Below are 26144 nucleotides of genomic sequence, written 5' to 3'. Positions count from 1 at the left end.
GCATAGGACAGCAAATATGAATTCTAAACTACCTGATTTTCGTAAATTAACCGTATCAGAACGACTCCATGAGATTGCAAAAATAGCAGGTTTAAATGAACAACAACAACAATTATTGCAGAAAGATGGCGCATTAAATGGTGATTTAGCCAATGGCATGATTGAAAATGTTATTGGTAAATTTGAATTACCTTTCGGTATTGCAACAAACTTTAAAATTAATGGTAAAGATCACTTAATACCTATGGTTGTTGAAGAACCGTCTATCGTTGCCGCGGCATCTTATATGGCCAAGCTCGTTCGTGAAAATGGAGGTTTTACAACCTCTAGCACAGAACCCCTCATGCGCGCACAAGTACAAATTTTGGGTATCGAGTCTGCAGAAAAAGTAAAAGAAATTTTGTTAGCGCATAAAGATGACATTATTCAACTTGCAAATAGTAAAGACAAATTTCTAATTGGTTTGGGCGGTGGTTGTAAAGATATTGAAGTTCATTTGTTTGAATCCAGCAAAGTTGGTCCTATGGCAGTTATGCATCTCATTGTGAATGTCTGTGATGCAATGGGTGCAAATACTGTGAATACAATGGCGGAGACAGTTACACCATTGGTTGAAAAGCTCACTGGTGGTCAAGTTCGTTTACGTATTTTATCGAATCTCGCAGATTTACGTTTAGTGAGGGCTGAGCTGACTGTACGTCCAGATCAACTTGAGCAAGCAACATTGTCGGGTCATGAGGTCATTGATCGAATGTTAGAGGCTTACGAATTTGCTGTTATTGATCCCTATCGTGCTGCAACACATAACAAGGGGATTATGAATGGTATTGACCCTGTGATTGTCGCTACTGGAAATGATTGGCGTGCAATTGAAGCTGGGGCACATGTTTATGCAGTTAAAAATGGACACTACGGTTCATTAAGTAGCTGGGAGAAAGATGCTCAAGGCCATTTGGTTGGCCGTATAGAATTACCTATGGCTGTGGGATTGGTCGGTGGAGCAACCAAAACCCATCCTTTGGCACAACTCGCAATACAGATGCTGAATATTGAATCTGCAAGTGAACTTGGAGAAGTCATTGCTGCTGTGGGTTTAGCACAAAATATGGCAGCAATGCGAGCATTGGCAACCGAAGGTATTCAAAGAGGTCATATGGCATTACATGCACGAAACATTGCTGTGGTTGCTGGCGCTCAAGTACACGAAGTTGATTTTGTTGTGCAAAAAATGGTTGCAGAACAAGATGTAAGGAATGATAGAGCACTAGAGCTACTTTCAGCGTTACGCAGTTAATTATTTATGTTTCTAGACCTTAGAAACAATTGGAGTAAATAGCAATGGATAGTGCTATGCAACAAGACAACAAAAAATCAGTGAAGGATACTCACCACTGTCAATTGGGAGTATCCCATGAAGATAATGATGAGTTGGTCGAGGTATGGGGAGATACGGTAAGTTTTCCTGCGCTATTAAAGTCTATTTTTATCGGCGCTGTTTTAAGTATTAGCTGTTTCTATCTCTCGAAATGGCTATTGGGGCAATGGGTTGACGATAAAAATCTTGCCCATGCCTATAGCATGTTGTGTGGATTATTAGGATGTATTCTCTCTGGCTTTATTTGCTCTATTTTATTTAAACCAAAACGTGAGATTTTAGAATCGAACAATGAATCAATGGAATGGTTTGAAACACTGATAAAACAATGGGAAATGGAAGAAAAATCAATCGGTTCAGTTCATGATTTACCTGAAAAAATTGTTCAAGAACTCAAGGAGCTCAATTTGTACGAAGCATTTGTTGAGCACGCACGACAAAGCAAGCAAAGCGAAGGTAAATAAAAATGGAACTATTATTTGATCAAGTATTTATTGCTTTTGGTTTCGGTTTATTTGGTGCAGTTTTATTTGCAGCAATTGGCTTAATTTCAGGAACCGATGAAACAGCAACCATTGCCCCATTAACATTGCTCATTATTTTACTTGGCGCACCTCCCGTTGGTGTCTTTACTTTTTGGATGGCGGCAGTGGTCGCCAAACATATGACCCATGCTATTCCAACCGCATTATTGGGGATCCCGGGCGATACTTTAGCCGCACCGCTCATGGCAGAATGTGAAGCCATGCGTAGGCTTGGTGCACCACATATTGCGTTGCGTAAAATGATTTCTGGTGCAATTGTATCTGCATTTATCGCTGTACCTTGTGCTGTATTATTTGCTTCATTATTAGCACCATTTGGAGAGCTAATTAAATCTTTTGCGCCTTGGATTTTTGCAATAGCTGCTATCTTAATTACTTATTTTTCACCGGGTAAATTGGCATCAACACTACTACTTATTCCTTTTGTTGTACTTATCATAGCACTACAAAGTTTTACCGCAATTTTCGAAACAAAATTAGCGATTAGTTACTTTTTAGGCATTGCTGTTGGACCACTGATTGCTGATTTATTTATGGTGAGTTCACCTTTAGGGCGGAAAAAAATGCGCCGTGAATCGGTTAATCAACTTACGATTGCCCCTGAAGTTAAGAGCTGGTCGGGTTATTTTCCAAATCCATTTAAAGTCTTAGACAAAGAACAATTAAAATGGACTGCGGCAACATCGGTGATCTCAAGCGCAACCTTTGTATTTAGTCCAGTAGCCATGACGGTGGCACTTGGTGAAGTTGTATCTTCTCGCTTTAAGCAAGTCTATCAACGTTTAACCACCACGCTCAGCGCAAAAAATGGTGTTACAGAATCTACCTACATTGCTGAGGCGCTTATTCCTTTGATCGCTTTTGGCCTACCATTAAGTCCAGTTGCTGCTGGACCAGCTGCACCATTATTTAATGCGCCTCCTGTATTTACCGTAGGTGAAAATGGGGCACAAGGACACAATCTACATCACTTATTAAGCCAGTGGGAGTTTTTAGGTTATGGCTTACTCGCAGTTTTTATCGCGTCGATTGTCTCTTATCCATTTGCGATGAATTATGCCCGTCGCGCAGCATTATTCGTGACGAAATACATTAGTCATGAGGCAATTATTGCAACATTTGTGGGGCTTATTTTAGTGATCAGTTTATGGGAAGGGGCTCTTCTCGGTGTATTGGTGATTATCACAGTGGGCTTAGTCGGTGGGTTATTATCAAAGCATTTTGGTTTTAATACAGGTTGCCAGTTTATGGGCTATTACATGGCGATTCTCTCAGTTCCACCATTGATTACTTTGGTGGGCTAAGTATGAATGACTCAATTAAAATTGTAGAAGTGGGTGCACGTGATGGATTACAGAATGAAAAATCTGTAATTCAGTTTAACCAACGCTTAGAATTTTTAAATTTACTGGTCCGTAGTGGCTTTAAAGCGATTGAAGTGGGGTCTTGTGTTTCACCACGTTGGGTTCCGCAAATGGATAGGAGTGCAGATTTATATGCTGCACTTGAAAAGCCTGAGCAGGTGGATTTCAGTTTATTGGTTCCCAATATGCAGGGATTTGAAGCTGCGATTCAAGTTGGATGCAAAGAGATTGCGATTTTTACTGCTGCATCTGAATCGTTTGCTCAAAAAAATATTAATTGTTCAATTCAACAAAGTATTCAACGTTTTGAACCCATTTTTGAAATGGCGAAGCATCACGAAATTAAAGTGCGTGGCTATGTTTCTTGTGTCGTGGATTGTCCCTATGAAGGGGCAATTGCTCCCCAAAAAGTCGCCAGTATTGCAAAACAACTCTTTGACTCTGGTTGTTATGAAATTTCATTAGGAGAAACTATTGGTACTGCAAGTCCAATACGTGTCCGGAAACTGTTGCAACATTGTTTAGATGTTTTACCTGCTGGCAGGGTAGCAGGACATTTTCATGACACCTATGGTATGGCCTTAGCCAATATTTCAGAGTCGTTAAATTGGGGGCTTAGAATTTTTGATTCTTCGATTGCTGGATTAGGGGGATGCCCTTATGCAAAAGGGGCTTCAGGAAATGTATCTACAGAAGATGTGGTGTATTTATTGGAACAATCGGGCTTTAAAACAGGAATTGATATTTCTGAAATGTTAAAAGCAAGTAACTATATTACATCGGTGCTTCAACGAGACAATAAATCACATTTTGTAAAGGCATATACAGCGAAAATGTTAAGCTAAAATATATTGTATAACAATGTGTTGCTTTTATTTTCAATAGATTGAGTAAAAGGCTGATTAAGTCACTACAGACTAAGTTGCAATTGGCGTAATTGATCAGAGATTGCCGTTAAATTACGAGTCAAATGGATCGCTATCAAACGATGAAATACTACAGGGAAAAGCAGGCGTAAACCTACATCTAACCGTGTAGCTGTTTATCGCTAAATTTAATTAAAAACAAAGGTATAGCTTAAAACTTTTATTATTAAATGATAGGAGTCAGTTTTTTGCATGCCTAAAAAGTCAAAGGGATCATGGAATGAAACAAACAATGAAGATGTTATTCAGCGGTGCAGGATTGATTTTTACGCTGACACAAAGCCATGCTGCACATGTTTTAGATTTACAAGGTGATTATTTACTGGGAGATTGGAATGGCAGTAGAGAGCGTTTAGCAGAGCAAGGTGTTAAGTTTGATGCCAACATTACTGTAGACACTGCTTATTTGGCGCAAGGAGGCTATAACGATCAACAAGACCCAACTTATACCAGCCAATTGTGGTTAGGAAGTTCTTTAGATTTGGAAAAATTATTGGGTTGGGATGGTGTTTCACTACGGACGTTTGTGACTGCACGACAAGGTCAAAGTGTTTCAGTTCAACAACTATCGGACCCACTTGCTCCTCAGATGGGAAATGTGCAGGCAAGTTATGGGCGAGGAAATCAAGAAAGCCGTTTAAGTGAGTTGTCTATAGAAAAACAATTTAAAGATCAATCAATCAGTGTCCGTTTAGGTCGATTTGGTATGGGAACCTATTTTAATGTAATGTCTTGTGATTTCCAAAATACCTCTTTTTGTACAGCGCAAATGGGTAAATGGCAGGGCAGTTCTTGGTACAACATACCGGTTAGCCAATGGGCGGGTATGTTGAAATATCAAATTAATCCTGATCTCTATGCTCAAGTTGCTGTTTTTGAATTTAATCCAACCAATATTAAAGAAAATCAAGGCTGGAATTTAAGTAGCTCAAATGCAGATGGAATAACAGCACCAATTGAACTGGTTTGGCAACCGAAAAATGCTGTAAATAATCTAGCAGGAAGCTACCGTATAGGTATGATGTATAACACTGCAGACAATATTGAAAATCAAAAAGATATTGTGACAGGTGAAGCTCAAGATCATACTTATGGAGTGTGGTTTGTGGCAGAACAGCAGCTCACTCGTCAAGGATCAGGTAAACAAGGTTTACATGGGTTTATGAATTTAAGTTTTCATGATGATACGACCAATAAAATTGATAATATGCAGCAAGTGGGGCTAAAATATATCGGGTTATTGGAAAATCGTGAGAACGATATTTTAGGGCTTGGTTTAAATCGTATTCATGTCAGTGATCGTTATCGTAAACATAGCGATAGAATAAATAAACCAGCAGAATATAATATTGAATTAAATTATTCATACTACCCGACAAAATGGGCAATGCTTCGCCCAAATATTCAATATGTGATCAATCCCGGTGCTACAAATTATGTTGATAATGCTTTGGTTTTAGGATTAACGACGAGAATAATATTTTAAATCCCTTTTTTAAACTTGTGATAAGTATTGCTAATCTTTGCTGTATAGGATGAAGTTATCTTTAAAAATAGCTTTTAATACCAAAAATTTTAAAAGCTATTTTTTTCACAATAACTGATAAAAGTATTTTTACACACGCTTAACGTATTAGCATTATATTTAAAATCTCAACACAGTTTAATTTATAAAAATAATGTTCTCTTTTAATTTCGGTTCAAACTTTGAATAATTCATTCACACGTTATGCTGGAGTATTGTTAAAATGTTTCTGGTTTTCCTGATGATGGGATATTTTTCAATAAGTAAGTTAACGTTTTGAGGTCTCAAGCATTATTTTCAAAGTTCAGTCGTGTTGTCCATCAAGTGTAAATCATCATATAAGCGCAGTAGTTTATCTTTAAATCATATATTCTTGAATTTTCTAAACAAAAAAATTAATTTTTTACTTTATATTCTCTTAACTTATTAAGTGAAATGTATTTTTTTGGTGTTTTAAATATAATAATAATTTAATTCTATAATTCCAATAAAAATTTAAATTAATACAAGTTGTTGAGCTTGTTTTGTGCTGGTAATTAGTTGATTTATTGAACACTTATTCATCACATGTGATTATGTAAATACTTTCACACTTCTCGTGTAAAAGTTAACAAATAATACAAATCATGGGAATTAATATGAATATTTTTACAAAACTAACACTAACTGCATTGTTGAGCACGGGTTATATCGCGACTACACAAGCCGCTGTTACTGGTCAAGTTGATGTCAAGCTGAATGTTTCGACAGGTTGTACTGTTGAGGGTTCTACTGTTACTGGAAATATGAACCAATTTGGTACCTTAGATTTTGGTAAAACTTCTGGTCAGTGGTCAAACGTTTTGACTGGGCAAGTTGCTTCTTCAGCGACAGGTGGTCATCTCGCTGTAGAATGTGACGGTGCAAATCCTGTTGACTTTACTGTTGCAATTGATGGTGGTGTACGCGCTGATCGTAGCCTTAAAAATACGACTGCTGCGGATACCGTGAATTATAACGTCTACCGTGATGCAGCACGTACCAATCCATATGTCATTAATACAGCTCAGACTTTCACTGCTGCGGCAGGTGTAGCGCAAGAAGTTCCAATCTTTGGTGCAATTGCTGCAAACAACGGCACTGCAAAAGCACAGGGTGATTATACAGACACTTTATTGGTGACTGTTAATTTCTAATCAGTATACGTAACAGTGAACAGGTTTGTTGTTGAACAAGCCTGTTTTTAGGAGGAACGTATGCACCTGTTACTTAAACAATGCGTTGGATTGCTACTTTGTAGCATTGTATCGTCACTCACCAGTGCTGGGCAGTTGGCTGCCAAGTTAAATGTGCAGCTTGAATTAGAACCATCCTGCAAGATTAATAATCAGTCTGTCAGTAATGGAACAAATGGTTTGAATTTTGGTCAGTTGAACTTTGGAGAAACCACAGCTGCATTTAATCAAGTGATTGAGACCAGCTTAAGTCAGGGTTCTACCTCGGGTTTGACCATTCAATGTCCAGGGAATGCCCCAATAAAAGTTTCTTTTGGTGCGGGGCAAAATGACAGCAAGGTTCCAGCACCTTTTGGCGCAAATTATTTTCGTGCAATCAGTAATGGCACAGATTTTCTTGCCTACAACATCTTATATGGAACTGCTCGCGAAGCGTTAAGGCCTAATCAAATCATTACTTTGACCAATAATGGTCAGCCGCAAACGCTTAATCTCATGGGCCAAACTGTTAATAATGGTCGGTCAGTCTCGCTTGGACAATATACCGACACTATTCCAATTACCATTGAATTTTAAAGAACAAAATCATGAAAAAAATAGGTTTAAGTGTTCTGCTGATTTCGATTGTTCAAAGTGGGTTTGCTGTTGATCCTGTAACTTCGGCAAGTTTTAAAGTGCAGGCGACCATTGAAAATGGGTGCAAACTCAGCAATGTCGAACAGTTACTTGATTTTGGTCGTCATCCTGTTGTGGCGCAGGGGCAGTTAAAAGGATCCGTCATCAATACTGCGCAAAGCTGGAATATCCAATGTACTGCACGGCTACCGGTAAAGGTGATGTTGAATGGTGGTGATCACTTTTCAAATAACTTTCGGCGGATGAAACATGCCCAGCAGAATGAGTTTGTACCTTATCAGCTTTATCAGGACAGTAGTTTGCAAGGTGAATATGCCAGTGGCAGTACTTACTCACTGACACCAACCACTACTTTGAACACCGTACTGGGTTTTGCAGTTTACGGCGTTGCAGACTTGAATAATAACAATCAACCACGATCAGCAGGCCTTTATAAAGACACGGTCGCAATTACGATTACATGGTGATTCTATGAGCTTAAATAAAATGAAAATATGGTCGGGCAGGACTTTCTCTACGGCCGCGATATTGATGGTCACTTCACCGGTATTCGCACAGGCCACTTTTTTAATCTGGCCAATTTATCCAAAAATTGAAGAAAACGAAAAAGCCACTGCGGTATGGCTACAAAATACTGGTAACTCTGATGCCATGGTACAGATTCGGGTATTTAAATGGGATCAGAATAATCAGCAAGATGCTTATGCGGAGCAAACTGAGGTTATTCCGAGTCCACCCGTGGCAAAGATTAAGGCAGGTGAAAAGCATATGTTGCGTTTGACCCGCTCGGCTGCTGTACCTGATGCAAAAGAACTTGCCTATCGAATTATTGTCGATGAATTACCCATCAAGGTGAATCCAGAAACGGATAAAGAAACATCGACCGTCAGCTTTCAAATGCGTTATTCCATTCCCTTGTTTAGCTATGGCAAAGGACTTGGCAGTGGTTTAACTGAAGTTTCACAAAAAGCCAATACTAAAAATCCTTTGGCGAAACCGATATTAAGTTGGTGGGTCAAGAATAATGAACAGGGCAAACCTGAACTTTATATTAAAAATACCGGTTCAAAATTTTCACGACTTTCGGGCATTAAATTAACCCCGACTTCGGAGCAAATGGCTTTTGGCAAAACCGCCTTTGGCTATGTGTTGGCAAACAGCACCATGAAGTTTGATTTGGACAATAAGTTACTCAACAGCCTAAGTGGTCAAACCAGTTTATATGGGGTTGACAGTTCAGGGGTGAAACAGGAATTGGTTGAGATTAAAAAAGAAGGAGGGGGGTAAATGGGTTATTTATCAGGGTTAAATCCCCCTTCTTTTTTATGCAAAAGCTTGACATTGATATTGGTTGCGAATATCCCATTGCTGAGCTGTAACGTGTATGCAAATGGTTTACCACCGCCACCACGAGATGTTTCAGAAGTGAATAGCTTATTTAAGCTCTATCTGGACTTGGTGATCAATCAATATTCGACACGACAGGTGATCCCCGTCATTGTCAAAGGAGATCATTACTTTATCCAACAATCGAAACTGGATGAGTTACAGATTAAGCTGCCTGCGGATGCACTTCAGCAACAATCAGAAAAAAACCTGACCGATCTGGATGTGTTTACACTCGGCTTTTCGGGCAAGGCTGCAGATTGGGTCAGTCTCAATCAGATCCCAGAATTAAAGTATGAGTACAATTCAGCGCAACAGTATTTTAGTCTAGATCTTCCTGCCAGCTGGATGCCGGTGCAGATACGCGGCTTAGATTCTTGGTATCAACCTGAAACAGCGCAGTCGGGTATCGGTTTATTAAATAACTATGACTTTTATACCTACCGCCCAGAGAATGGTGGCTATAGCAGTACGCTGTTTACAGAGCAACGCTTTTTCTCACCTTATGGGGTACTAAGAAATTCAGGGGTTTATAGCAAAACTGATTTTAAATCTGATGGGATTGGAAACGACTCAAATCAAGATAATGATGGCTATCGTCGCTATGACACCACTTGGCAATATGATGACCCAGTCAGAGTACTTTCATTTTTAGCGGGTGATGTAATTACGGGAAGTAAAAACGCATGGGGAAGTTCAGTGCGTTTAGGTGGATTACAGTTGCAACGTAATTTTGGTACCCGTCCAGATTTGATTACTTATCCTTTACCTCAGTTTAAAGGACAAGCCGCTTTACCGAGCACCGTGGACTTATTGATTAACGGACAGAAAGCCAATTCAACTGATGTTCAATCTGGTCCTTTTATTCTAAATAATGTTCCGTTTATCAATGGTAAAGGCGAAGCGGTGATTGTCACCACGGATAGTGTTGGTCGTCAGGTGGCAACCTCAGTGCCGTTTTATATTTCGAATACTTTGCTTAAACCAGGGTTATTGGATTATTCCGTGTCTATGGGACAAATTCGAGAAGACTATGGGATTAAGAACTTTGAATATGGCAAATTTGCCAGTTCAGCGGATGCACGTTACGGGATTAACGATTGGCTCACGGCTGAAGGGCGAGTTGAGCTCTCCGATTCAATTCAGTTGGCTGGACTAGGTTCAGTACTTAAGCTGAATCGGTTTGGGGTATTAAGTGGTTCGGCAACCCAGAGCTGGGCTGATGGAGAGCTTAATCAGTTAAATAATAACTTGAACGGAAATAAAAACCTTAAGGGAAATCAATACACGCTAGGTTATAGCTATAACCAACAACGCTTTGGATTTAGTCTCAATCATACTCAGCGCGATCAAGATTATTATGATCTTTCACGCTTACAATATACAGATTTGATTTCAGCCAACAGCCATAAAAGTTTGGTTGCCAATACTTATTTTGCCACAGAAAAGTCGGGTACTTTTGGGGTGGCCTATATCCGAACCAAGAGCCGAGACATTGAAAATAAACTGATGAACCTGTCTTGGGCACCGGTATTACCGTCCTATCTGCGTGGTGCGACAGTGTCGTTAAGTGCCAATCGGGATTTTGTAGAAAAAGAGTGGAGTGCTGCATTTCAGTTATCGGTTCCATTCTCCAAGAGCCGATCCACAGCCAATCTAGGTTATAGCCAACAATCCAGTGGTGATTATGGTTATATCAACTATAACCGCAGTGTGCCATTGGATGGTGGCGTTGGTGTTGATTTAACTCGACGCTTTAATGAAAACAGTGATGACTTTAATCAAGCGCGCGTGAGCTACCGTAACCAATATTTTAATACCGATGTCGGCATGTCGGGTAGCAATGATTACAACTATTGGTTTGGACTTTCCGGTTCGGTGGTGTTGATGTCAGGCAATGTCTTCGCTGCCAACCGATTGGGTGAGTCGTTTGCTTTGATTGATACCAATAAAGTTGCAGATGTACCCGTACATTATGAAAACAGTTTGGTGGGGCGGAGTAACGCTAAGGGCTATGTTTTTGTACCGTCAGTGACGCCTTATTACGCGGCTAAATACAGTATTAACCCGATCGATTTACCTTCCAACTTTAATGCAACCCAAGTTGAAAATCGGATCGCAGCAAAACGAGGTTCAGGTGTGGTGATTGGCTTCCCAATCAAACAGTCTTATGCGGCGAATGTGTATTTAGTGCAAAGCAATGGGCAAGCGATTCCAGTGGGTGCAGTGGTACATCGTGCCGATCAAGAATCGAGTTATGTGGGAATGGACGGGATTGCTTATCTTGAAGATTTGAGTGCAGAAAATAGCATTCGGGTGCAACTGCCAGATCAAAGCCTATGTGAAGCAAACTTTTCGTTGGATTTAAAACAAGCGCAACAACAGATTGCTGTGATTAAGTCAGTTGTTTGTCGTGAGGTGGCTCAACCATGATTACTTTAAAAAAAATAATACCAGCAGGTCTATTATTCTCTGGGTTGATATTGATTACTGCTCAGAGCTATGCAGATTGTAGTGTTAACTCAAGTGGCAATGTGTCCATTGGTAAGGTTCCTTCCATTACTCTGGCAGAAAATGGAGTTCAATCTTCGCAATTCAGTGCAGGTTTATCCTGTAGTGGATTTAGTTTGGCTTTAGCAAATACGACTTATTTGAAATATCGGGTCGATCAAATGCCAGCAAACTATATCAATAGTGTTACTGGTGAACGCCTTACTGTAAATTATTTGGATACCAATAGTAATCCAATTAATCTGGGGCAAGAAAGGGATTTGAGTAGCTTTACAATTATCAATTTTTTTACAGGACCTAATGGTGCGTTACCATTTTATGCCAAAATTAATCCAGGACAAGCGGTATCACCTGGGATCTACCGAGCTGAAACACCATTTAAAGTTAAATGGTATTACTCTGTGCCTGCACTTGCTGTGATTGGAATCGGACTCTTTTTTGAAAGTCCAGGATTTTCTAGAGGTCTACCAATAATTGGAGGTTTTAGGTGGGGGACTGGTAGTGATGCTTCATTAAATTTGAGTATTGAAGTTTTACCAGATTGCCGAATTTCGACCAATGATGTTAACTTTGGGACAGCAGCTTTTGCAGATGCCTTTACACCAGTGAAAACCTCGATGGGAATACGCTGTTCAGTCAAGACACCTTATAAAGTGAGCCTGAATGATGGTCTCTATCCACAAAATGGCAATCAACGTGCAATGAAGTCAGGAACGGGCAATAACTATATGAGTTATGAGATTTATAAAAACTCAAGCACAGAACGTTGGGGAAGAAATAACGAGCAGTGGTTGAGCGATGTTGCGACTACAAATCCTGGTATTTATGATGCCAATACGCAGCAAGGTTATGCTTTCACAACAAAAATTCTGGAAACGAATTCACTGAGTCTGCCTGCTGGTCAATATAGTGACACTGTAACTGTACAGGTTGAATTTTAAAAATATGTCCACGATAACATCATGATATTTTATCATGATGTTAATTATAAAAATAATATATAATTAAATTATTAATTTACACTATTGAAAATACCTAAGCTATATTTTTTTATTTATTTAAAATATTTTTTATATTAAATATTGCTGAAGTGAATGATTAATTTTTTGAAAAAACTTCTTACATTGTATTATTTGTTTTGTCGCTAATTTCTTGTATTTGTTTGTTAAATAATTTTTTATATTTCGTGTGCTTAAATTAATAGTGCTGTTTCTTTGTGCTTTTAAGTTTTCATTCTGATTTTATGTTTTTAAATCATTAACGGTGTTTAAAACATGAATATAATTTTCAACACATGTTTTTTTTATTAATATCAGATTATAATAATTTTTTAATTATAAGAGGGTTATTTGTTGTGCGAGTCTATGCATATTTTAGAGTTGATGATCTGTCTATAAAAGGCAATAATTATGCCTCCTGTATTTCAAACGCTGGTTATGAAATACCAAGTAAGCGAGTGATTTTTGAAGAGGTTGAAGCGGGTATATCATTAAAATATAGAAATAAATTTATTAATTTAGTGAATTATGCAATGGAAAGTGGAGATTTATTGTTAATCAATGGAATTGATTCATTAGGTGGTAACTTTAACGAAGTATCTTCAAGTGTAAATTTGATTTTTAAAAAAAAAATTCGATTAATTTGTTTGGAGTTTTCTAAAAATGAAATTGTGGGAGATCTTAAGAAATTATTTATGCATTTTTTAAAGTTATGTTCTGATTTTGAAGAGAAATCTAGCTTTTCTAAAAAAAGTATAATGAATAAAGCAAAAAAACGTGTTGGTCGTCCAGAAATTTTAAGTGATAAGCAAAAAAAAGAAGCCTTGGATAAATTTAAAAAAGGGCATACAGTTTATTCAATTGCTAAGCATTATTCAGTTACTCGAACAGTAATCCAACGCTTAATTTTAAAATCCTCTGATGTCATTAATAGTGATGATAAGTAAATAAGGGGCGTAAAATTCCAAAAAAATCATATAAGTAGATTTGCAATTGCGCAAAAAAGATCTGATTTTAAGAAAACAATTATTGTCCAATTGGTTTATGTGTTGCGACAAGTAAATCAAAAAAATACAAAAAATTTGATGAGTCATTATAGTATTGAAATTAAGTCGATAAATGGTTTGATTAGCTATAGGGTTCAAGGAATTAAAAATGAGGGAAAAATGATTATTTTTTTATATGGTTCTGATTTATATTATTTGGATCTAAATAAATCATTATTTGATCAAGAGTATTGATTTTTTGAGGTATGGTGAAGATTTTTTATAATTTATTTATTTTAGCTAGATTTATTTTATAAGTTGAGGCTTTTATTTTGTATTTATGATATTTAAAATATTGCTATTGAAGTATTGTGTGTTTTAAATAGTTTTAATTAATTTTGGTGTAAAGTTATATTGAAGGAGGGTTGGTTGATTATTTTTTTAAATTTGGTTGATTATATTTTAAGGATTTAAAATTTGTTAAATTTAAAATGTTTATATGAAAATAATATCTGTATGTGATTTTTTAAAGTCAAAAGCATATTTTAAAAATTAGAGGTTAAAACATTTGGGAAGCATCAAAAATACTGTTGATACTTCCCAAATAATCAGTCTAAATTTATAGATCAATATACTGTATAAATTTGAGCCACTTTAATTTTAATCGTTTTAATTTTAACCATCCTAATTTAAAGTCGGCATTGCAAACTGTTTATTTTCACGAATGTTGGCAGAAGGCCAGCGTTGGGTAATGGTTTTTCTGCGTGTATAAAAACGTACACCATCTGGGCCATATGCATATAAATCACCAAAGAGTGAACGTTTCCAACCACCAAAACTGTGATAAGCAACAGGTACAGGCAACGGAACATTGATACCGACCATCCCCACTTTTATATGATCAGAAAAATAACGAGCTGCTTCTCCATCACGGGTATAAATGCATGTTCCATTACCATATTCATGATTATCAATCAGATCCATGGCTTGTTGCATGGTCTCTACCCGCATAATTTGTAAGACAGGGCCAAAAATTTCCTGTTGATAGCTGTGCATATTGGGGGTAACTTGATCAATTAAGGTTGGCCCCACAAAAAAGCCATTTTGATAATCGCCAACGCTTGCTTGTCTGCCATCCACAACAATTTTTGCACCTTGTTGCTCAGCACTGTCGATAAAACCAATCACTTTAGCTTTATGTTCAGCCGTAATCACAGGTCCAAAATCATTATTTTTATCAGCATAATGCCCGAATTTTAATTTACTGATTTCATTTTGAAGTTTAGCAATGACGGTATCTGCAATTTCGTCACCGACTGCAACCGCAACAGAAAGCGCCATACACCGTTCACCTGAGGAACCAAAAGCAGCACCAAGTAGGGAATTCACCACATTATCAACATCCGCATCAGACATGATAATGGCATGATTTTTTGCCCCACCTAAAGCTTGACAACGTTTGCCCGCAGCCGTTGCAGTCTTATAAATATATTCAGCAATTGGTGTTGAGCCTACAAAACTAACCGCTTGAATACGCTGATCATTTAAAAGAGTATCTACTGCAACTTTATCGCCATTCACCAGATTAAAGACACCATCGGGAAGTCCAGCTTCTTTTAGTAATTGAGCAATATATAATGTTGAAGATGGATCACGCTCAGAAGGTTTTAAAATAAAGCAGTTGCCACAGACAATTGCCATTGGGAACATCCAAAGTGGCACCATCACAGGAAAGTTAAATGGGGTAATCCCTGCAACGACACCTAAAGGTTGAAATTCACTCCAAGAGTCAATATTCGGCCCAACATTTTTGGAGAATTCACCTTTTAAAAATTCGGGTGCACCGCAAGCATATTCAACATTTTCAATGCCACGCTGTAATTCCCCAGCTGCATCATGGCAAATCTTGCCATGCTCTAAACCAATCAGCTCACAGATTTTATCGGCATTTTTTTCAAGCAACTCTTTAAACTTAAACATAACTCGCGCACGTTTGATCACTGGGGTATCACGCCATGCAGGAAAGGCATTTTCTGCTGCTGCTATTGCATCAAGTACCGTTTTTGGGCTGGCAATAGCCACTGCAGAATTTGATTCACCTGTTGCTGGATTAAATACTTTTTGGCTACGACTTGCTTCCGTTGAAAGCTGTCCATTAATAAAATGTCCGATTGTATTCATTGATATCTCCTGATTTATTTTGGTTAAAAATTAACACCATAATTGCTGATAAAGTTTTACGATTTCTTGTTTGGTTGGAAGACGAGGGTTATTACTTGGTGAGCCTGAAGCAAGTGCTTGTTCTGCCATAGTATTTACAACTTCGTCAAAATATTGCTTATCTGCTCCAAAAGCTTCTAAAGTTGGCACTTGAAGGGATGTATTAATGTCTTTTAGTGCTTCAATTAACTTGGCATTGGCAGATTCAATAGAATCATTTTGCTGCGCAGCACCCATGGCCTTGGCACAGTCCGCATATTTTTCAGGTTCAGCCGGAATTGAATATTCAATAATCATGGGCAATAACATGGCATTCGATAAACCATGCGGGACATGGAAAAACGCGCCAATAGGTCGACTCATGCCATGAACTAAGGCAACAGATGCATTATTAAAAGCCACACCAGCCAATGTTGCACCCAGCATTAATGCTTCTCGGGCAGCTTTATCATTTGGATCAAAATAGACTTTTTTAAGGTTTGGGCCGATTAAGCGCATAGCTTCCAATGCTTGAGTATCGCTATATAAATTGGCTTTTTTACTGGTATAGGCTTCAATCGCATGGGTTAAAGCATCTATACCCGTATCTGCTGTGGTACGGGCAGGTAAACTCAACGTCAGTTCATAATCTACAATCGCAGCAATGGGCATAAAACCAGCACCGACACAAAGCATTTTTTCATTACTTTCATCATCAGTAATGATCGTGAATTTGGTTGCTTCAGAACCTGTGCCTGCTGTTGTTGGAACAGCAATAATTGGTAATCCTTGTTCGTTGACTTGTCTAGGGAACTTATAATCTCGGATTTTTCCACCATAGCGACCTAAGATGCCAATGGCTTTTGCACTGTCAATCGGACTGCCACCACCCACAGCAATAATTGAATCATATTGATGGGCTTGAATAAACTGAACCCCAGCTTCAATAGAACTTGAGGTGGGTTCTGGAATGGTTTGATCAAAAAAGTCTGCTTCAATATTTTCATGTTTAAGAATCTTTTGAATATCGGCGATATAGCCTAACTTGACCATCATTTGATCAGTGATGATCAGTGGTTTATTACATCCTAAGCTTTTTAAAATATAAGGAATTTTCTCTCGGGCATTTTTTCCGACTTCAAGAAATCTGGGCAACAAAATCGTATGTGACATAAGCGAACTCCATTTTAGTTTCATTCCATTTACATGCATTTTGTATTTAAAAAAAGACCAAGTTGCATGCTGTAAATTAGCTTTATAATATTTGTATATTGATATGTATCGTATCAATATAAAATTATATGTAAACAGGTTTTTTACGATTTTTATTTAAATAAAATTATTTATTTATAAATAACAGTGGTTTGATCTGTTTTTTAAAGTGGAAAAGAATTTTGTCTAGATTCATCATTAAAAATTAGCTATACATATATATCGATACATTATGTATCAATATAATTAAATAAATGGAGTTTAGAATGATAGGACTATTTGGAATAGTAGTGTCCTTGGTATTGCTGATGTATTTAGCTTACAAAGGTTTTAGTGTCATTATTTTGGCGCCTGTACTTGCACTGTTTGCGGTCATTTGGAGTGGGATGACGCATGAATTATTAGGGTTTTATTCGCAAGTATTTATGAGTGGTCTAGGTGGGTACATCATTAAATATTTTCCACTTTTTCTGTTAGGCGCTGTCTTTGGCAAACTCATGGATGACAGTGGATCAGCTCGCACAATCGCAATTTTTTTTGTTGAACGTTTAGGGCATCAGCGCGCGATGTTATCGATTGTGATTTCCTGTGCAATCTTAACCTATGGTGGTGTCTCGCTTTTTGTGGTGGGCTTTGCTGTATTTCCAATTGCTTCAGCATTATTTAAAGAACTAGGTATTCCTAAACGACTCATTCCTGCGGCAATTATGTTGGGTGCATTAACCTTTACAATGACCGCATTGCCTGGCACACCTGCGATTCAAAACGCAATTCCAATGCCATATTTTAAAACAGATCTATATGCTGCACCTGTGCTTGGCATCATTGCTTCGATTTTTATGTTAATCACGGGGATGTGGTGGCTGAATAGAAGAGTCGAGCATTCGATAAAACAAGGCGAAGGCTATGGCAATCATATTGAACAGCATAAAGAAATTTTAACCCACTCAGATCCTAGTTTACTGATTGCAATGATCCCGATTGTATTGGTGATTTTATCGAATTTAATATTATCTAAAGTGATTTTTCCAAGTATGGATACTTCATATTTGGCCACGGCTCAATTTGGTCACACCAGTCTAAATTCTGTGATTGGTTTATGGTCGATCATTACAGCATTGGTGATCGCATGTATTGCCATTATTGTGCTCAATTGGAAACGGATTAACGATATTCGAGACAGTATTCAAAATGGTGTTTCTTCTTCATTTTTACCTATTTTTAATACCGCCTCAGAAGTGGGATATGGGTCAGTTATTGCATCTTTGGCAGGTTTTGTCATTTTAAAAGATTTTTTAGTTGGTTTAGTGCCAAGTAATCCGCTGGTTTCCGAAGCAATTTTGGTCAATGTACTGGCTGGGATCACAGGTTCTGCGTCTGGAGGGTTGAGTATCGCATTAAATACGATGGGTGAAACCTATATGAATCTGGCGCATCAATTTGGCATTTCACCTGAATTAATGCACAGAGTTGCTTCTATGGCTTCTGGATCTTTAGATTCACTTCCTCATAACGGCGCTGTGATTACCATTATTGCGCTTTGCGGTCTCACGCATAAACAGTCCTATTACGACATGTTTATGGTCGCAGTTATTTTTCCACTGCTTGCACTGATCGGGGTGATTACGCTGGGTACTTATTTTGGATCATTTTAATGCTTGAGTTTTAAAGCTAGAGACTTGGGTATTCGAAGTCGCTAGCTTTTATTAGTTAATCGATTGAATTTTTAATATAAGTGTTTAAATCATTGGCTGCATCTCTTAATGCATCTTGATAGCTGATTAAGTCATCTAATGATTTTCGAATACTTGGCGCATGGGTGTATAAGCAAGCAATGATTTCACCATTGGGATGGAGTATAGGCACTGAACAGGCCACCATCCCTGCGATAAACTCTTCATTATCGGTGCCTAAATTTGTCACGCCAATACGCTGAATTTCAGATTCCAGCAGATTAAGATCTGTAATGGTATTTTTGGTGTACTGGGTGATTGGAATATTTTTTAGAATATTTTTCCTTTTTTCTGCGGATAAATGACTTAAAAAAAGTTTGCCACTCGAGGTACACCAGACAGGCACTGTTGAGCCCACGGGTAAATATACTTGTAATGGCCAGTTTGTCTGTATACGGTCTACATACAACATATGATTATCTTGTAAGATCGCTATACCACAGGTTTCACCAATCTTATTTGATAGTTTTTCTAAAATAGAAAACCGTTCTATTCTAAATTTTTCATTTTCCCAAACATTAAATAGTAATTGTTTGACTCTTCCACCCACCAACAAGCCACCATGTAAATCTACTTTGACATAACCTTCTTTTTCCAATAGTTGGATGAGTCGATGAATACTGGGCTTTGGAATATCAAGGGCTAAAGAGAGATCAAGTGGAGAAGGGGGATGTTTTGCTTCACCAATGGCTTCTAAAATCTCAAGTACTCGTGTGATCGATGAACCTTTATTTCGTTTTGTATCTTGTGTCATAAAATTTTCCAAAAGACCCTGCTTCATTCATACCCACTTGAGCTTATGGATATTATCATTTGAATGTTATAGATATGAAATTTTTATCTGCCATACTTTACCGTAATCATGGTTTTCTCAGTATGCGAAATTTTATCCACATCATGAATGAGAAGAGAACAAGCAGCAACTTAGCCCTCAAGCCAGAAGTTTTGTGTTATTCAAGGCTTATTTGATTCAATAAGCCTTTAAAATATTAACGTGATTTATTCCAACTCAACATTTTAAATAATCCAAACATCACAATAATCCAGATTGGAATCAAAATGACCGATTCTTTAAAGTTTTGCACCCACATGATATATAGGATCATACTGATAAAAACTAAAACAATATAATTACTTACGGGTGAAAACAATGAGGGAAATTTTACCCTTGTCCCCTCCAACTTTTTGGCTCGTTTAAATTTTAAATGGGTAAAACTAATCAGTGCCCAGTTTAAAACCAGAGCAGCAACAGCCAAATACATCAGATGACTTAGAGCTTCTTCAGGCACAAAATAATTCAGTAACACACAACCAAAAATCAGTATAGAAGAGAAGATCACCGCAGTGATTGGTACACCTTGTTTGCTGACTTTTGCAAACATCTTTGGTGCATTGCCTTGTACTGCAAGCCCATACAGCATACGACTATTGGCATACATACCACTGTTATATACCGAAAGCGCAGCAGTTAGAATAATAAAATTAAGTAGATGTGCTGCCCAACCTAAGCCCAGTTGACTGAAAATCATCACAAAGGGACTTTTATCTAAACCACCCAGATCAAGTTGATTCCATGGAATTAATGACATGATGATGGCAAGAGAAGCCACATAAAAAACCAAAATACGGAAAATCACGCGATTGACAGCTTGTGGTATGCTTTTGTCAGGATTTTCTGCTTCGGCAGCCGTCATCCCAATCAATTCAATGCCGCCAAATGCAAACATTAAAAAGGCCAGCATATAAAACAACCCTGAAAAACCATGTGGGAAAAACCCACCATGTTGCCAGAGGTTTGCCACAGTTGCAGTTGAATCAGCACCTGCTGTGAGCAAAAGATATAAACCAAACACAATCATTGAAATCACAGCAACAACTTTGATAATGGCTAACCAAAATTCTGATTCACCATAAAATTTAACATTGCCCAGATTAAAACCAGTCACGATGACAAAGAAAAATAAAGCAGAGACCCAAGCGGGGATATGCGGCCACCAATAATGCACATATTTAGCCACTGCTGTAAGTTCAGTCATGGCGACTAAAATATACATTACCCAGTAATTCCAGCCAGATAAAAAACCAGGAAATTTCCCCCAATATTTTTGTGAAAAATAACTGAATGAACCAGCAACAGGTTCTTCTACAATCATTTCACCCATTTGACGCATGATTAAAAATGCAATCAAACCGACGATGGCATAGCCTAAAATAATCGAAGGACCAGCAGATTGGATGACTTGTGCAGAACCTAAGAATAATCCTGTACCCACAGCGCCACCCATAGCGATCAATTGGATATGACGATTTTTAAGTCCACGTTTTAATTGGGAAGATGAGCGATTCAAAATATACTGTGCTGAATAAAAGAAGCCATTGTAATAGATTGGCTATAGATAACCTAGTTTGAAAACGATGTTGTTGAGGCAATTTTATAAGATATTGAACACTGGAATATTAGAACGCTTCCATCTATCAAAATATGATCATGTTGAGTGAATCATTTTGCTATTGAAAGAGCCTTCTCGCTTTGGGAGAAGGCTAGGATGAGGGGTATCTATACGTCTAAAAAAGACTTATAAAACAAGCTTATTCAGATTGCTCTAATGTACGCAGTGGGTGCATGCCCTCAACCATTCCCATAAATGGTGGGTAAATTGAGTAACCAACCAAGGCTTGAAGTTCAGGTGAAATCGACCGTACCGTATCTTTGGAAAGTTCAAGCAAATAGTTTTCTTGTTGTCGGACATAGGCTTCACAGTACTGATGAGTAATCGCAAAGCGTGAGGATTTCGAATGATTTTGACCGCCACCATGCCAAGTCGTACCGAGAAAAAAGATCACCGAACCTGCAGGCATCACTGCGGGTATCGCTTCTGATCTTTGTGCAAAACGATCATCTCCCCAACGGTGACTGCCAGGAATAATTACTGTTGCACCATTGTCTTTGGTAAAATCATCAATTGCCCAGACGGTTGCAGCACCAAGTGGCTGACGAGGACGGGGGAGGCGATAAAAAGCATCATCATAATGCAGACTTTGAGCGACTTCACCTGAAAGAATATTAATAATTTGACTCTGAGAGAGTAAGAAGTTGGGTTGGAATAGCCGATCCATAAGACCAAGAATGTGAGGATGTACGGCAAGTTGATCAGTGATTCGCGTTTTTGAGAGAACGTTATAGACACGCTGGGTTTGTTGACCTTCAAATGGGTTACGTCCAGTTTGACCGAGTAAGGCAAGGCCTTCTTGCTTAATTTGCTGGCAGGTTTCTTTGCTGATCAGGTTGTTGATGATGACATAACCATCACGCATTAAGCTTTGGAAATCTCGTTGGATTTCTGGCGTATTTCGCTCAGGCCCTGGTTGTAATTGTCGATGGGTCTTTGCGTGATCCTTTTTATTATATTGATGAATATCTAATTTAGACATTGCAAGCTCCTTGATTTAACGTGCTGGGCAGAACGGAACAGTTAGTTCATATTGTTTCCTGCCTTGGTTTTTTATTGGTATCTCCAGATGACAGTGGGCTGAGTTGTAGGGTATTGCTTGTCAGATTCCAGAGTTGTTCGAATAATTCCACATTTGAGGGTCTTTCTTTGGCAAGGATGGCTTGATCAATCGCCAGACGTAGACCTCCCATCAGCATTGCCACCGTTGTATTCGGATTAAGCTCTGGACTGATTATTCCCAACTTCTGTCCTTGAGCAATGTTACGTGCACCCGCTTCTAGTAATGCCTCCATATGAGCACGTTCGATATCAAGCACTTCAGGTTCACGGGCAAGTCGCCCAGCAATTAAAGGTGCTAGAGGGTGATTATAGAAGTAGTCAATGATTGCTTTGGTACGGGTTTTTTCGCGTTCTCTCCATTCAATATTTGTTGGAATGCTGTCACCCAAAGCAAGCGCTCTCAATGGTTCATAAAATTGATCCACAACAGCGGCAATCAGACCTGTTTTTGAGCCAAAGTGATGATAGGTGAGCCCAGCTGATGTATTCGCTCTTTTGGCGATGGCACTGATCTCCATATGTCCATTGTTAGCAATCAATTCCTGTTCTGCTGCAGTGATCAAGCGTTGGTAAGTCGCCATTTTTTTTTCGACCATGATTTTATTCTTAGAAAAACTGAATTGAATTCAATTTAGTTTTTATTGGCGAAATTGTCAACAGTATTGCGCCAAGATCAGTTAGAGAAATGGCGTTACCATAAGCTCGAAAGCAAGCTTGAGTCTGGGTAAATGGCCGTGTTGTTAGTGAGAAATAATTGGAAAAAGCAAATATAAGAGAGTAAAAACGTGGCAGAGATTTTTAATTGATCTCTTTAAAATGAATGGTTTTTATTTGAATTTAACTTTTATTTATTCTGTTCAATATTTTGGAAAGTCTTTTTAAAAGGGCATTTTTATAGCTATGATATTTTCAATATTTATTAGACCTATAAGAAATTAAGTTAGATTAGAAATGACCAGATCTCCACATTTAATCTTTCCTTAGCTTTCTCATCATTCACTTTATCTACTGTTATTTCAAAAATAGGGATATCCCATTCCAAGCAACCTCATGATAATTTGGTCGCTAAAATTGCCATATTTTGATAACACTCTTAAGTTTTTCCTTTATAGACTCAAGACATGATCAAGGAAGGAGATCAGCATGTCAAAAGAATATAAATTACAAAAAGGAAGTTTAGGGCTGTGGTACGTTGTGTTCTTTGTGGTGGCTGCAGCTTCACCCTTAACTGGTGTAGTTGGGGCCCTACCCGTGGCCTTTATGGCAGGCAATGGAGCAGGTGTCGCGGGTACTTTTGTTGTTGCAGGTGCGTTACTACTTATTTTTAGTTTTGGTCTGGTTGCCATGAGCCGTCATGTGGTCAATGCAGGCGCATTCTATTCTTATATTGTCCAAGGCTTAGGGCTTACCTGTGGTTTAGCAGGGTTTAATGTCGCTTTACTTGCCTATGCAGCGATGCAACTCTCTTGTAGTGCAATGTTTGGTTTCTTTACCGAACTCTTTGTCACCAGACATTTTGGTAGCAGTTTACCGTGGTGGGCCTATGCAGCATTTATGCAAATGGCGGTCATTGGTCTGGGTATCGCTAAAGTTGAAATTGGTGGAAAAGTCCTCGGTGTATTGATGTTGCTTGAGATCGCCATAGTCTTGTTGATGGATGCCGTCTTTATGACTCAACCAAGAACATGGGAATTTAGCGCTTTTCAACCAAGCACTGTTTTAAATGGCAATTTTGGTATTGCTATGGTGTTTGCAATTTGTTCTTTTATTGGTTTTGAAGCCACCGCAATTTATGCCGAAGAATGCAAAGAACCTAAAAAAATTGTGGCGAAAGCAACCTTTACTGCGGTGATTTTAATCACGGTTTTCTATGCGTTCACATCATGGGTATTTGTGCAATATACAGGTGCAAGTCAGATTGCCGCAGAAGCAGCCAAAGATCCCGGTGTTTATGTTTACAACGTGGCTGAGCAGTTGCTCGGTGGTTGGGCGGTTGAAGTCATTTCAATTTTATTGATCACCAGTTTATTTGCCGCAACACAAGCTTTCCATAATTCATTATCCCGTTACCTATTTACCATTAGTCGTGATGGTTTGCTGTGGTCCAAATTAGCCAAAACGCATGCTGTTTATAAAACACCTTATATGGCCAGTATTGCACAAGGCATTTTTATGATTGCGGCCTTGGTGACTTTTGGGCTGTTTAAACTCGACCCAATGATCAATATTTTTGCATGGGCATCTGTTCTGGGAAGTATGGCGATTATGGTATTACAGTTCGGTGTTTCATGCGCTGTGATTAAATATTTTCGTCAACATAAACACCTTCAGGTTTCACTCTGGAGTCGATTGATCGCACCCATTATTTCCGCATTGGGCATGTTGGTCATCCTCTATGTAGTAATTGCAAATCTGGAAATGCTGAGTGGTTCATCTTCTCCCGTTGTGCTGTTTTTACCGTGGTTACTACTGGCTTGTATGATCTTTGGCATGATCACAGCCCGTGTCTTAAAACATATCAATCCGCAAAAATATGAAGATGTCACAAATATCGTCATCCATTCTTAATGTCCGAATAGACAAGGAGTTTCTGTATGAATAGTCCAATGGTTCAAACAAAAGATTATCAATTTTGGCATCCAATGACCCATCCCAATAATTGGGAAAACAAGGTGCCATTACGAATCGTCAAAGGAGATGGACTTTTTGTCTGGGATGATCAGGGACGTAAAATGCTAGATGGCTTTGCTGGTTTATGGTGTGTCAATGTTGGACATAACCGAACTGAAGTCAAACAGGCCATTACTCAACAAATGGATGAACTGGCCTACTATCAGTTATTCGATGGTGTGAGCCACCCCAAAGCAGAAGCCTTATCCAATAAACTGATTGAAATGACAGTTCAGGAAGATATGGCCCGGGTACTTTATGGTACAGGTGGTTCCGATGGTGTTGAAACCGCATTAAAAATAGCGCGTCAATATTGGATTTTACAGGGACAACCGCAGCGTACCCGCTTTATCTCATTGAAAAATGCTTATCATGGTGTGCATTTCGGGGGGACATCTGTCGGTGGTTTATCTATTTATCGGATGAATTATGGTCCTGTTTTGGATGGTTGCTCACAGATTGAATCGCCGTGGTTGTATCGTAATCCTTGGAATTGTGATGATCCTGAGCAATTAGGGCAGTTGGTGGCTGAACAGCTGGAACGAGACATTTTATATTATGGTCCAGACAGTGTGGCGGCATTTATTGCGGAACCTGTGCAAGGTGCAGGCGGTGTAATTGTACCTCCAGCAAACTTCTGGCCTTTGGTGCGGCAGATTTGTGATAAATATGGAATTTTACTGATTGCTGATGAAGTGGTTACGGGCTTTGGTCGTAGTGGCAATATGTTTGGTTCGCGAGGCTGGGGAGTAAAACCTGACATTATGGTATTTGCCAAGGCGTTAACCGCAGGCTATGTACCGCTTTCAGCAACCTTGATTAATCATCGAATTGAACAGGCCTTTTTACACAATAAAGATCATCGGGGGATTTTGATGCAGGGCTATACCTATGGAGGACATCCATTGGGTTGTGCGGCAGGTTTGGCTGTACTCGATATTGTTGAAAAAGAAGACTTGCCTGCCAATGCTGACAAAATGGGAAATGTTTTACTCAATCAATTAAAAAGTTTTGAAGAAAAATTTCCATCTGTTGGTAATGTACGTGGCAAAGGCTTGATGCTGGCAATTGATCTGGTTTCAGATAAGAACACCCGTGAATCTATTGCACCTGATAATAACTTGGCTTGGCGTATTACAGAGGCCTGCCGTAATGCGGGCGCAGTGGTTCGACCTGTTGGGCCAAAAATCGTGCTTGCTCCGCCTTTAGTGATTGATCAAGCAGGCTGTGATCTATTGTTCAATGCATTACAGACTGCATTTGAACAGGTTGATGTATAACACTGCAAATTTGTCGGTTTAAAAACAGGATCAAATGTCTGTATGTGACACTTTGATCCTGTTTTATCTGTT

At 38.6% G+C, this 26144-nt stretch carries 21 protein-coding genes; 15 read left to right on the top strand and 6 right to left on the bottom strand.

Features of this window, described 5'->3' with window-relative positions; all coding sequences use genetic code 11:
- The first annotated feature begins 16 nt into the window (after positions 1-16).
- The 12 genes from AS4_RS15010 to AS4_RS14955 all read left to right on the top strand — a co-directional run bounded on the left by AS4_RS15010 (position 17) and on the right by AS4_RS14955 (position 13427).
- Positions 17-1294, top strand: coding sequence for a hydroxymethylglutaryl-CoA reductase, degradative (locus AS4_RS15010; RefSeq protein WP_096734698.1), 1278 nt, complete (start codon positions 17-19; stop codon positions 1292-1294).
- 44 nt (positions 1295-1338) lie between these two features.
- Entirely contained in the window at positions 1339-1839 is a 501-nt protein-coding gene (locus AS4_RS15005; protein WP_096734697.1) for a hypothetical protein, read from the top strand.
- A 2-nt stretch (positions 1840-1841) separates the two neighbouring features.
- Positions 1842-3224, top strand: coding sequence for a tripartite tricarboxylate transporter permease (locus tag AS4_RS15000; protein ID WP_096734696.1), 1383 nt, complete (start codon positions 1842-1844; stop codon positions 3222-3224).
- 2 nt (positions 3225-3226) lie between these two features.
- A complete protein-coding gene (locus tag AS4_RS14995) occupies positions 3227-4129 on the top strand; it encodes a hydroxymethylglutaryl-CoA lyase (protein WP_096734695.1) in 903 nt (300 codons plus the stop codon).
- Positions 4130-4430: 301 nt separating this feature from the next.
- Positions 4431-5696, top strand: a complete 1266-nt coding sequence (locus AS4_RS14990) for a carbohydrate porin (protein WP_096734694.1) — start codon at positions 4431-4433, stop codon at positions 5694-5696.
- Between the two features lie 677 nt (positions 5697-6373).
- On the top strand, positions 6374-6910 hold the full coding sequence (locus AS4_RS14985; RefSeq protein WP_096734693.1) for a Csu type fimbrial protein: 537 nt from the start codon (positions 6374-6376) through the stop codon (positions 6908-6910).
- A gap of 60 nt (positions 6911-6970) precedes the next feature.
- A complete protein-coding gene (locus tag AS4_RS14980) occupies positions 6971-7525 on the top strand; it encodes a spore coat protein U domain-containing protein (protein ID WP_096734692.1) in 555 nt (184 codons plus the stop codon).
- Between the two features lie 11 nt (positions 7526-7536).
- Positions 7537-8052, top strand: coding sequence for a Csu type fimbrial protein (locus AS4_RS14975; RefSeq protein WP_096734691.1), 516 nt, complete (start codon positions 7537-7539; stop codon positions 8050-8052).
- Positions 8053-8071: 19 nt separating this feature from the next.
- A complete protein-coding gene (locus tag AS4_RS14970; protein WP_096735543.1) occupies positions 8072-8872 on the top strand; it encodes a fimbrial biogenesis chaperone in 801 nt (266 codons plus the stop codon).
- A complete protein-coding gene (locus tag AS4_RS14965) occupies positions 8873-11404 on the top strand; it encodes a fimbria/pilus outer membrane usher protein (protein WP_096734690.1) in 2532 nt (843 codons plus the stop codon).
- Complete coding sequence (locus tag AS4_RS14960) at positions 11401-12423, top strand: Csu type fimbrial protein (RefSeq protein WP_096734689.1); 1023 nt, start codon at positions 11401-11403, stop codon at positions 12421-12423. Before AS4_RS14965 ends, AS4_RS14960 begins: the two co-directional genes overlap by 4 nt.
- A gap of 353 nt (positions 12424-12776) precedes the next feature.
- Entirely contained in the window at positions 12777-13427 is a 651-nt protein-coding gene (locus AS4_RS14955) for a recombinase family protein (RefSeq protein WP_227548083.1), read from the top strand.
- Between the two features lie 723 nt (positions 13428-14150).
- Here the strand turns inward: AS4_RS14955 and AS4_RS14950 are convergent.
- Together AS4_RS14950 and AS4_RS14945 are read right to left on the bottom strand one after the other, a co-directional pair.
- Positions 14151-15647, bottom strand: a complete 1497-nt coding sequence (locus tag AS4_RS14950; RefSeq protein WP_096734687.1) for a CoA-acylating methylmalonate-semialdehyde dehydrogenase — start codon at positions 15645-15647, stop codon at positions 14151-14153.
- Between the two features lie 30 nt (positions 15648-15677).
- Positions 15678-16838: an iron-containing alcohol dehydrogenase gene (locus AS4_RS14945; RefSeq protein ID WP_096734686.1), complete on the bottom strand. Its 1161-nt coding sequence runs from the start codon at positions 16836-16838 to the stop codon at positions 15678-15680.
- 305 nt (positions 16839-17143) lie between these two features.
- Here AS4_RS14945 and AS4_RS14940 point away from each other — a divergent pair, with 305 nt between their 5' ends.
- Positions 17144-18532, top strand: a complete 1389-nt coding sequence (locus AS4_RS14940) for a GntP family permease (RefSeq protein WP_096734685.1) — start codon at positions 17144-17146, stop codon at positions 18530-18532.
- A 55-nt stretch (positions 18533-18587) separates the two neighbouring features.
- Here the strand turns inward: AS4_RS14940 and AS4_RS14935 are convergent, their stop codons facing one another.
- From AS4_RS14935 to AS4_RS14920, 4 genes are all read right to left on the bottom strand, one after another.
- Positions 18588-19364, bottom strand: a complete 777-nt coding sequence (locus AS4_RS14935; RefSeq protein WP_004822909.1) for an IclR family transcriptional regulator — start codon at positions 19362-19364, stop codon at positions 18588-18590.
- A 235-nt stretch (positions 19365-19599) separates the two neighbouring features.
- Complete coding sequence (locus AS4_RS14930) at positions 19600-20958, bottom strand: amino acid permease (RefSeq protein WP_096734684.1); 1359 nt, start codon at positions 20956-20958, stop codon at positions 19600-19602.
- A gap of 241 nt (positions 20959-21199) precedes the next feature.
- Complete coding sequence (locus AS4_RS14925) at positions 21200-22042, bottom strand: phytanoyl-CoA dioxygenase family protein (RefSeq protein WP_096734683.1); 843 nt, start codon at positions 22040-22042, stop codon at positions 21200-21202.
- A 46-nt stretch (positions 22043-22088) separates the two neighbouring features.
- Positions 22089-22718, bottom strand: a complete 630-nt coding sequence (locus AS4_RS14920; protein WP_126606938.1) for a TetR/AcrR family transcriptional regulator — start codon at positions 22716-22718, stop codon at positions 22089-22091.
- A 547-nt stretch (positions 22719-23265) separates the two neighbouring features.
- Here AS4_RS14920 and AS4_RS14915 point away from each other — a divergent pair.
- Together AS4_RS14915 and AS4_RS14910 are read left to right on the top strand one after the other, a co-directional pair.
- Complete coding sequence (locus tag AS4_RS14915) at positions 23266-24690, top strand: APC family permease (RefSeq protein WP_096734682.1); 1425 nt, start codon at positions 23266-23268, stop codon at positions 24688-24690.
- 26 nt (positions 24691-24716) lie between these two features.
- Positions 24717-26072, top strand: coding sequence for an aminotransferase class III-fold pyridoxal phosphate-dependent enzyme (locus tag AS4_RS14910; RefSeq protein WP_096734681.1), 1356 nt, complete (start codon positions 24717-24719; stop codon positions 26070-26072).
- Positions 26073-26144: the final 72 nt, after the last annotated feature.

The sequence above is a fragment of the Acinetobacter guillouiae genome (assembly GCF_002370525.2).
Lineage (GTDB): Bacteria > Pseudomonadota > Gammaproteobacteria > Pseudomonadales > Moraxellaceae > Acinetobacter > Acinetobacter guillouiae.
Note: the sequence above shows the minus strand (reverse complement) of the source record. Positions and strands in the feature narration are given on the sequence as shown.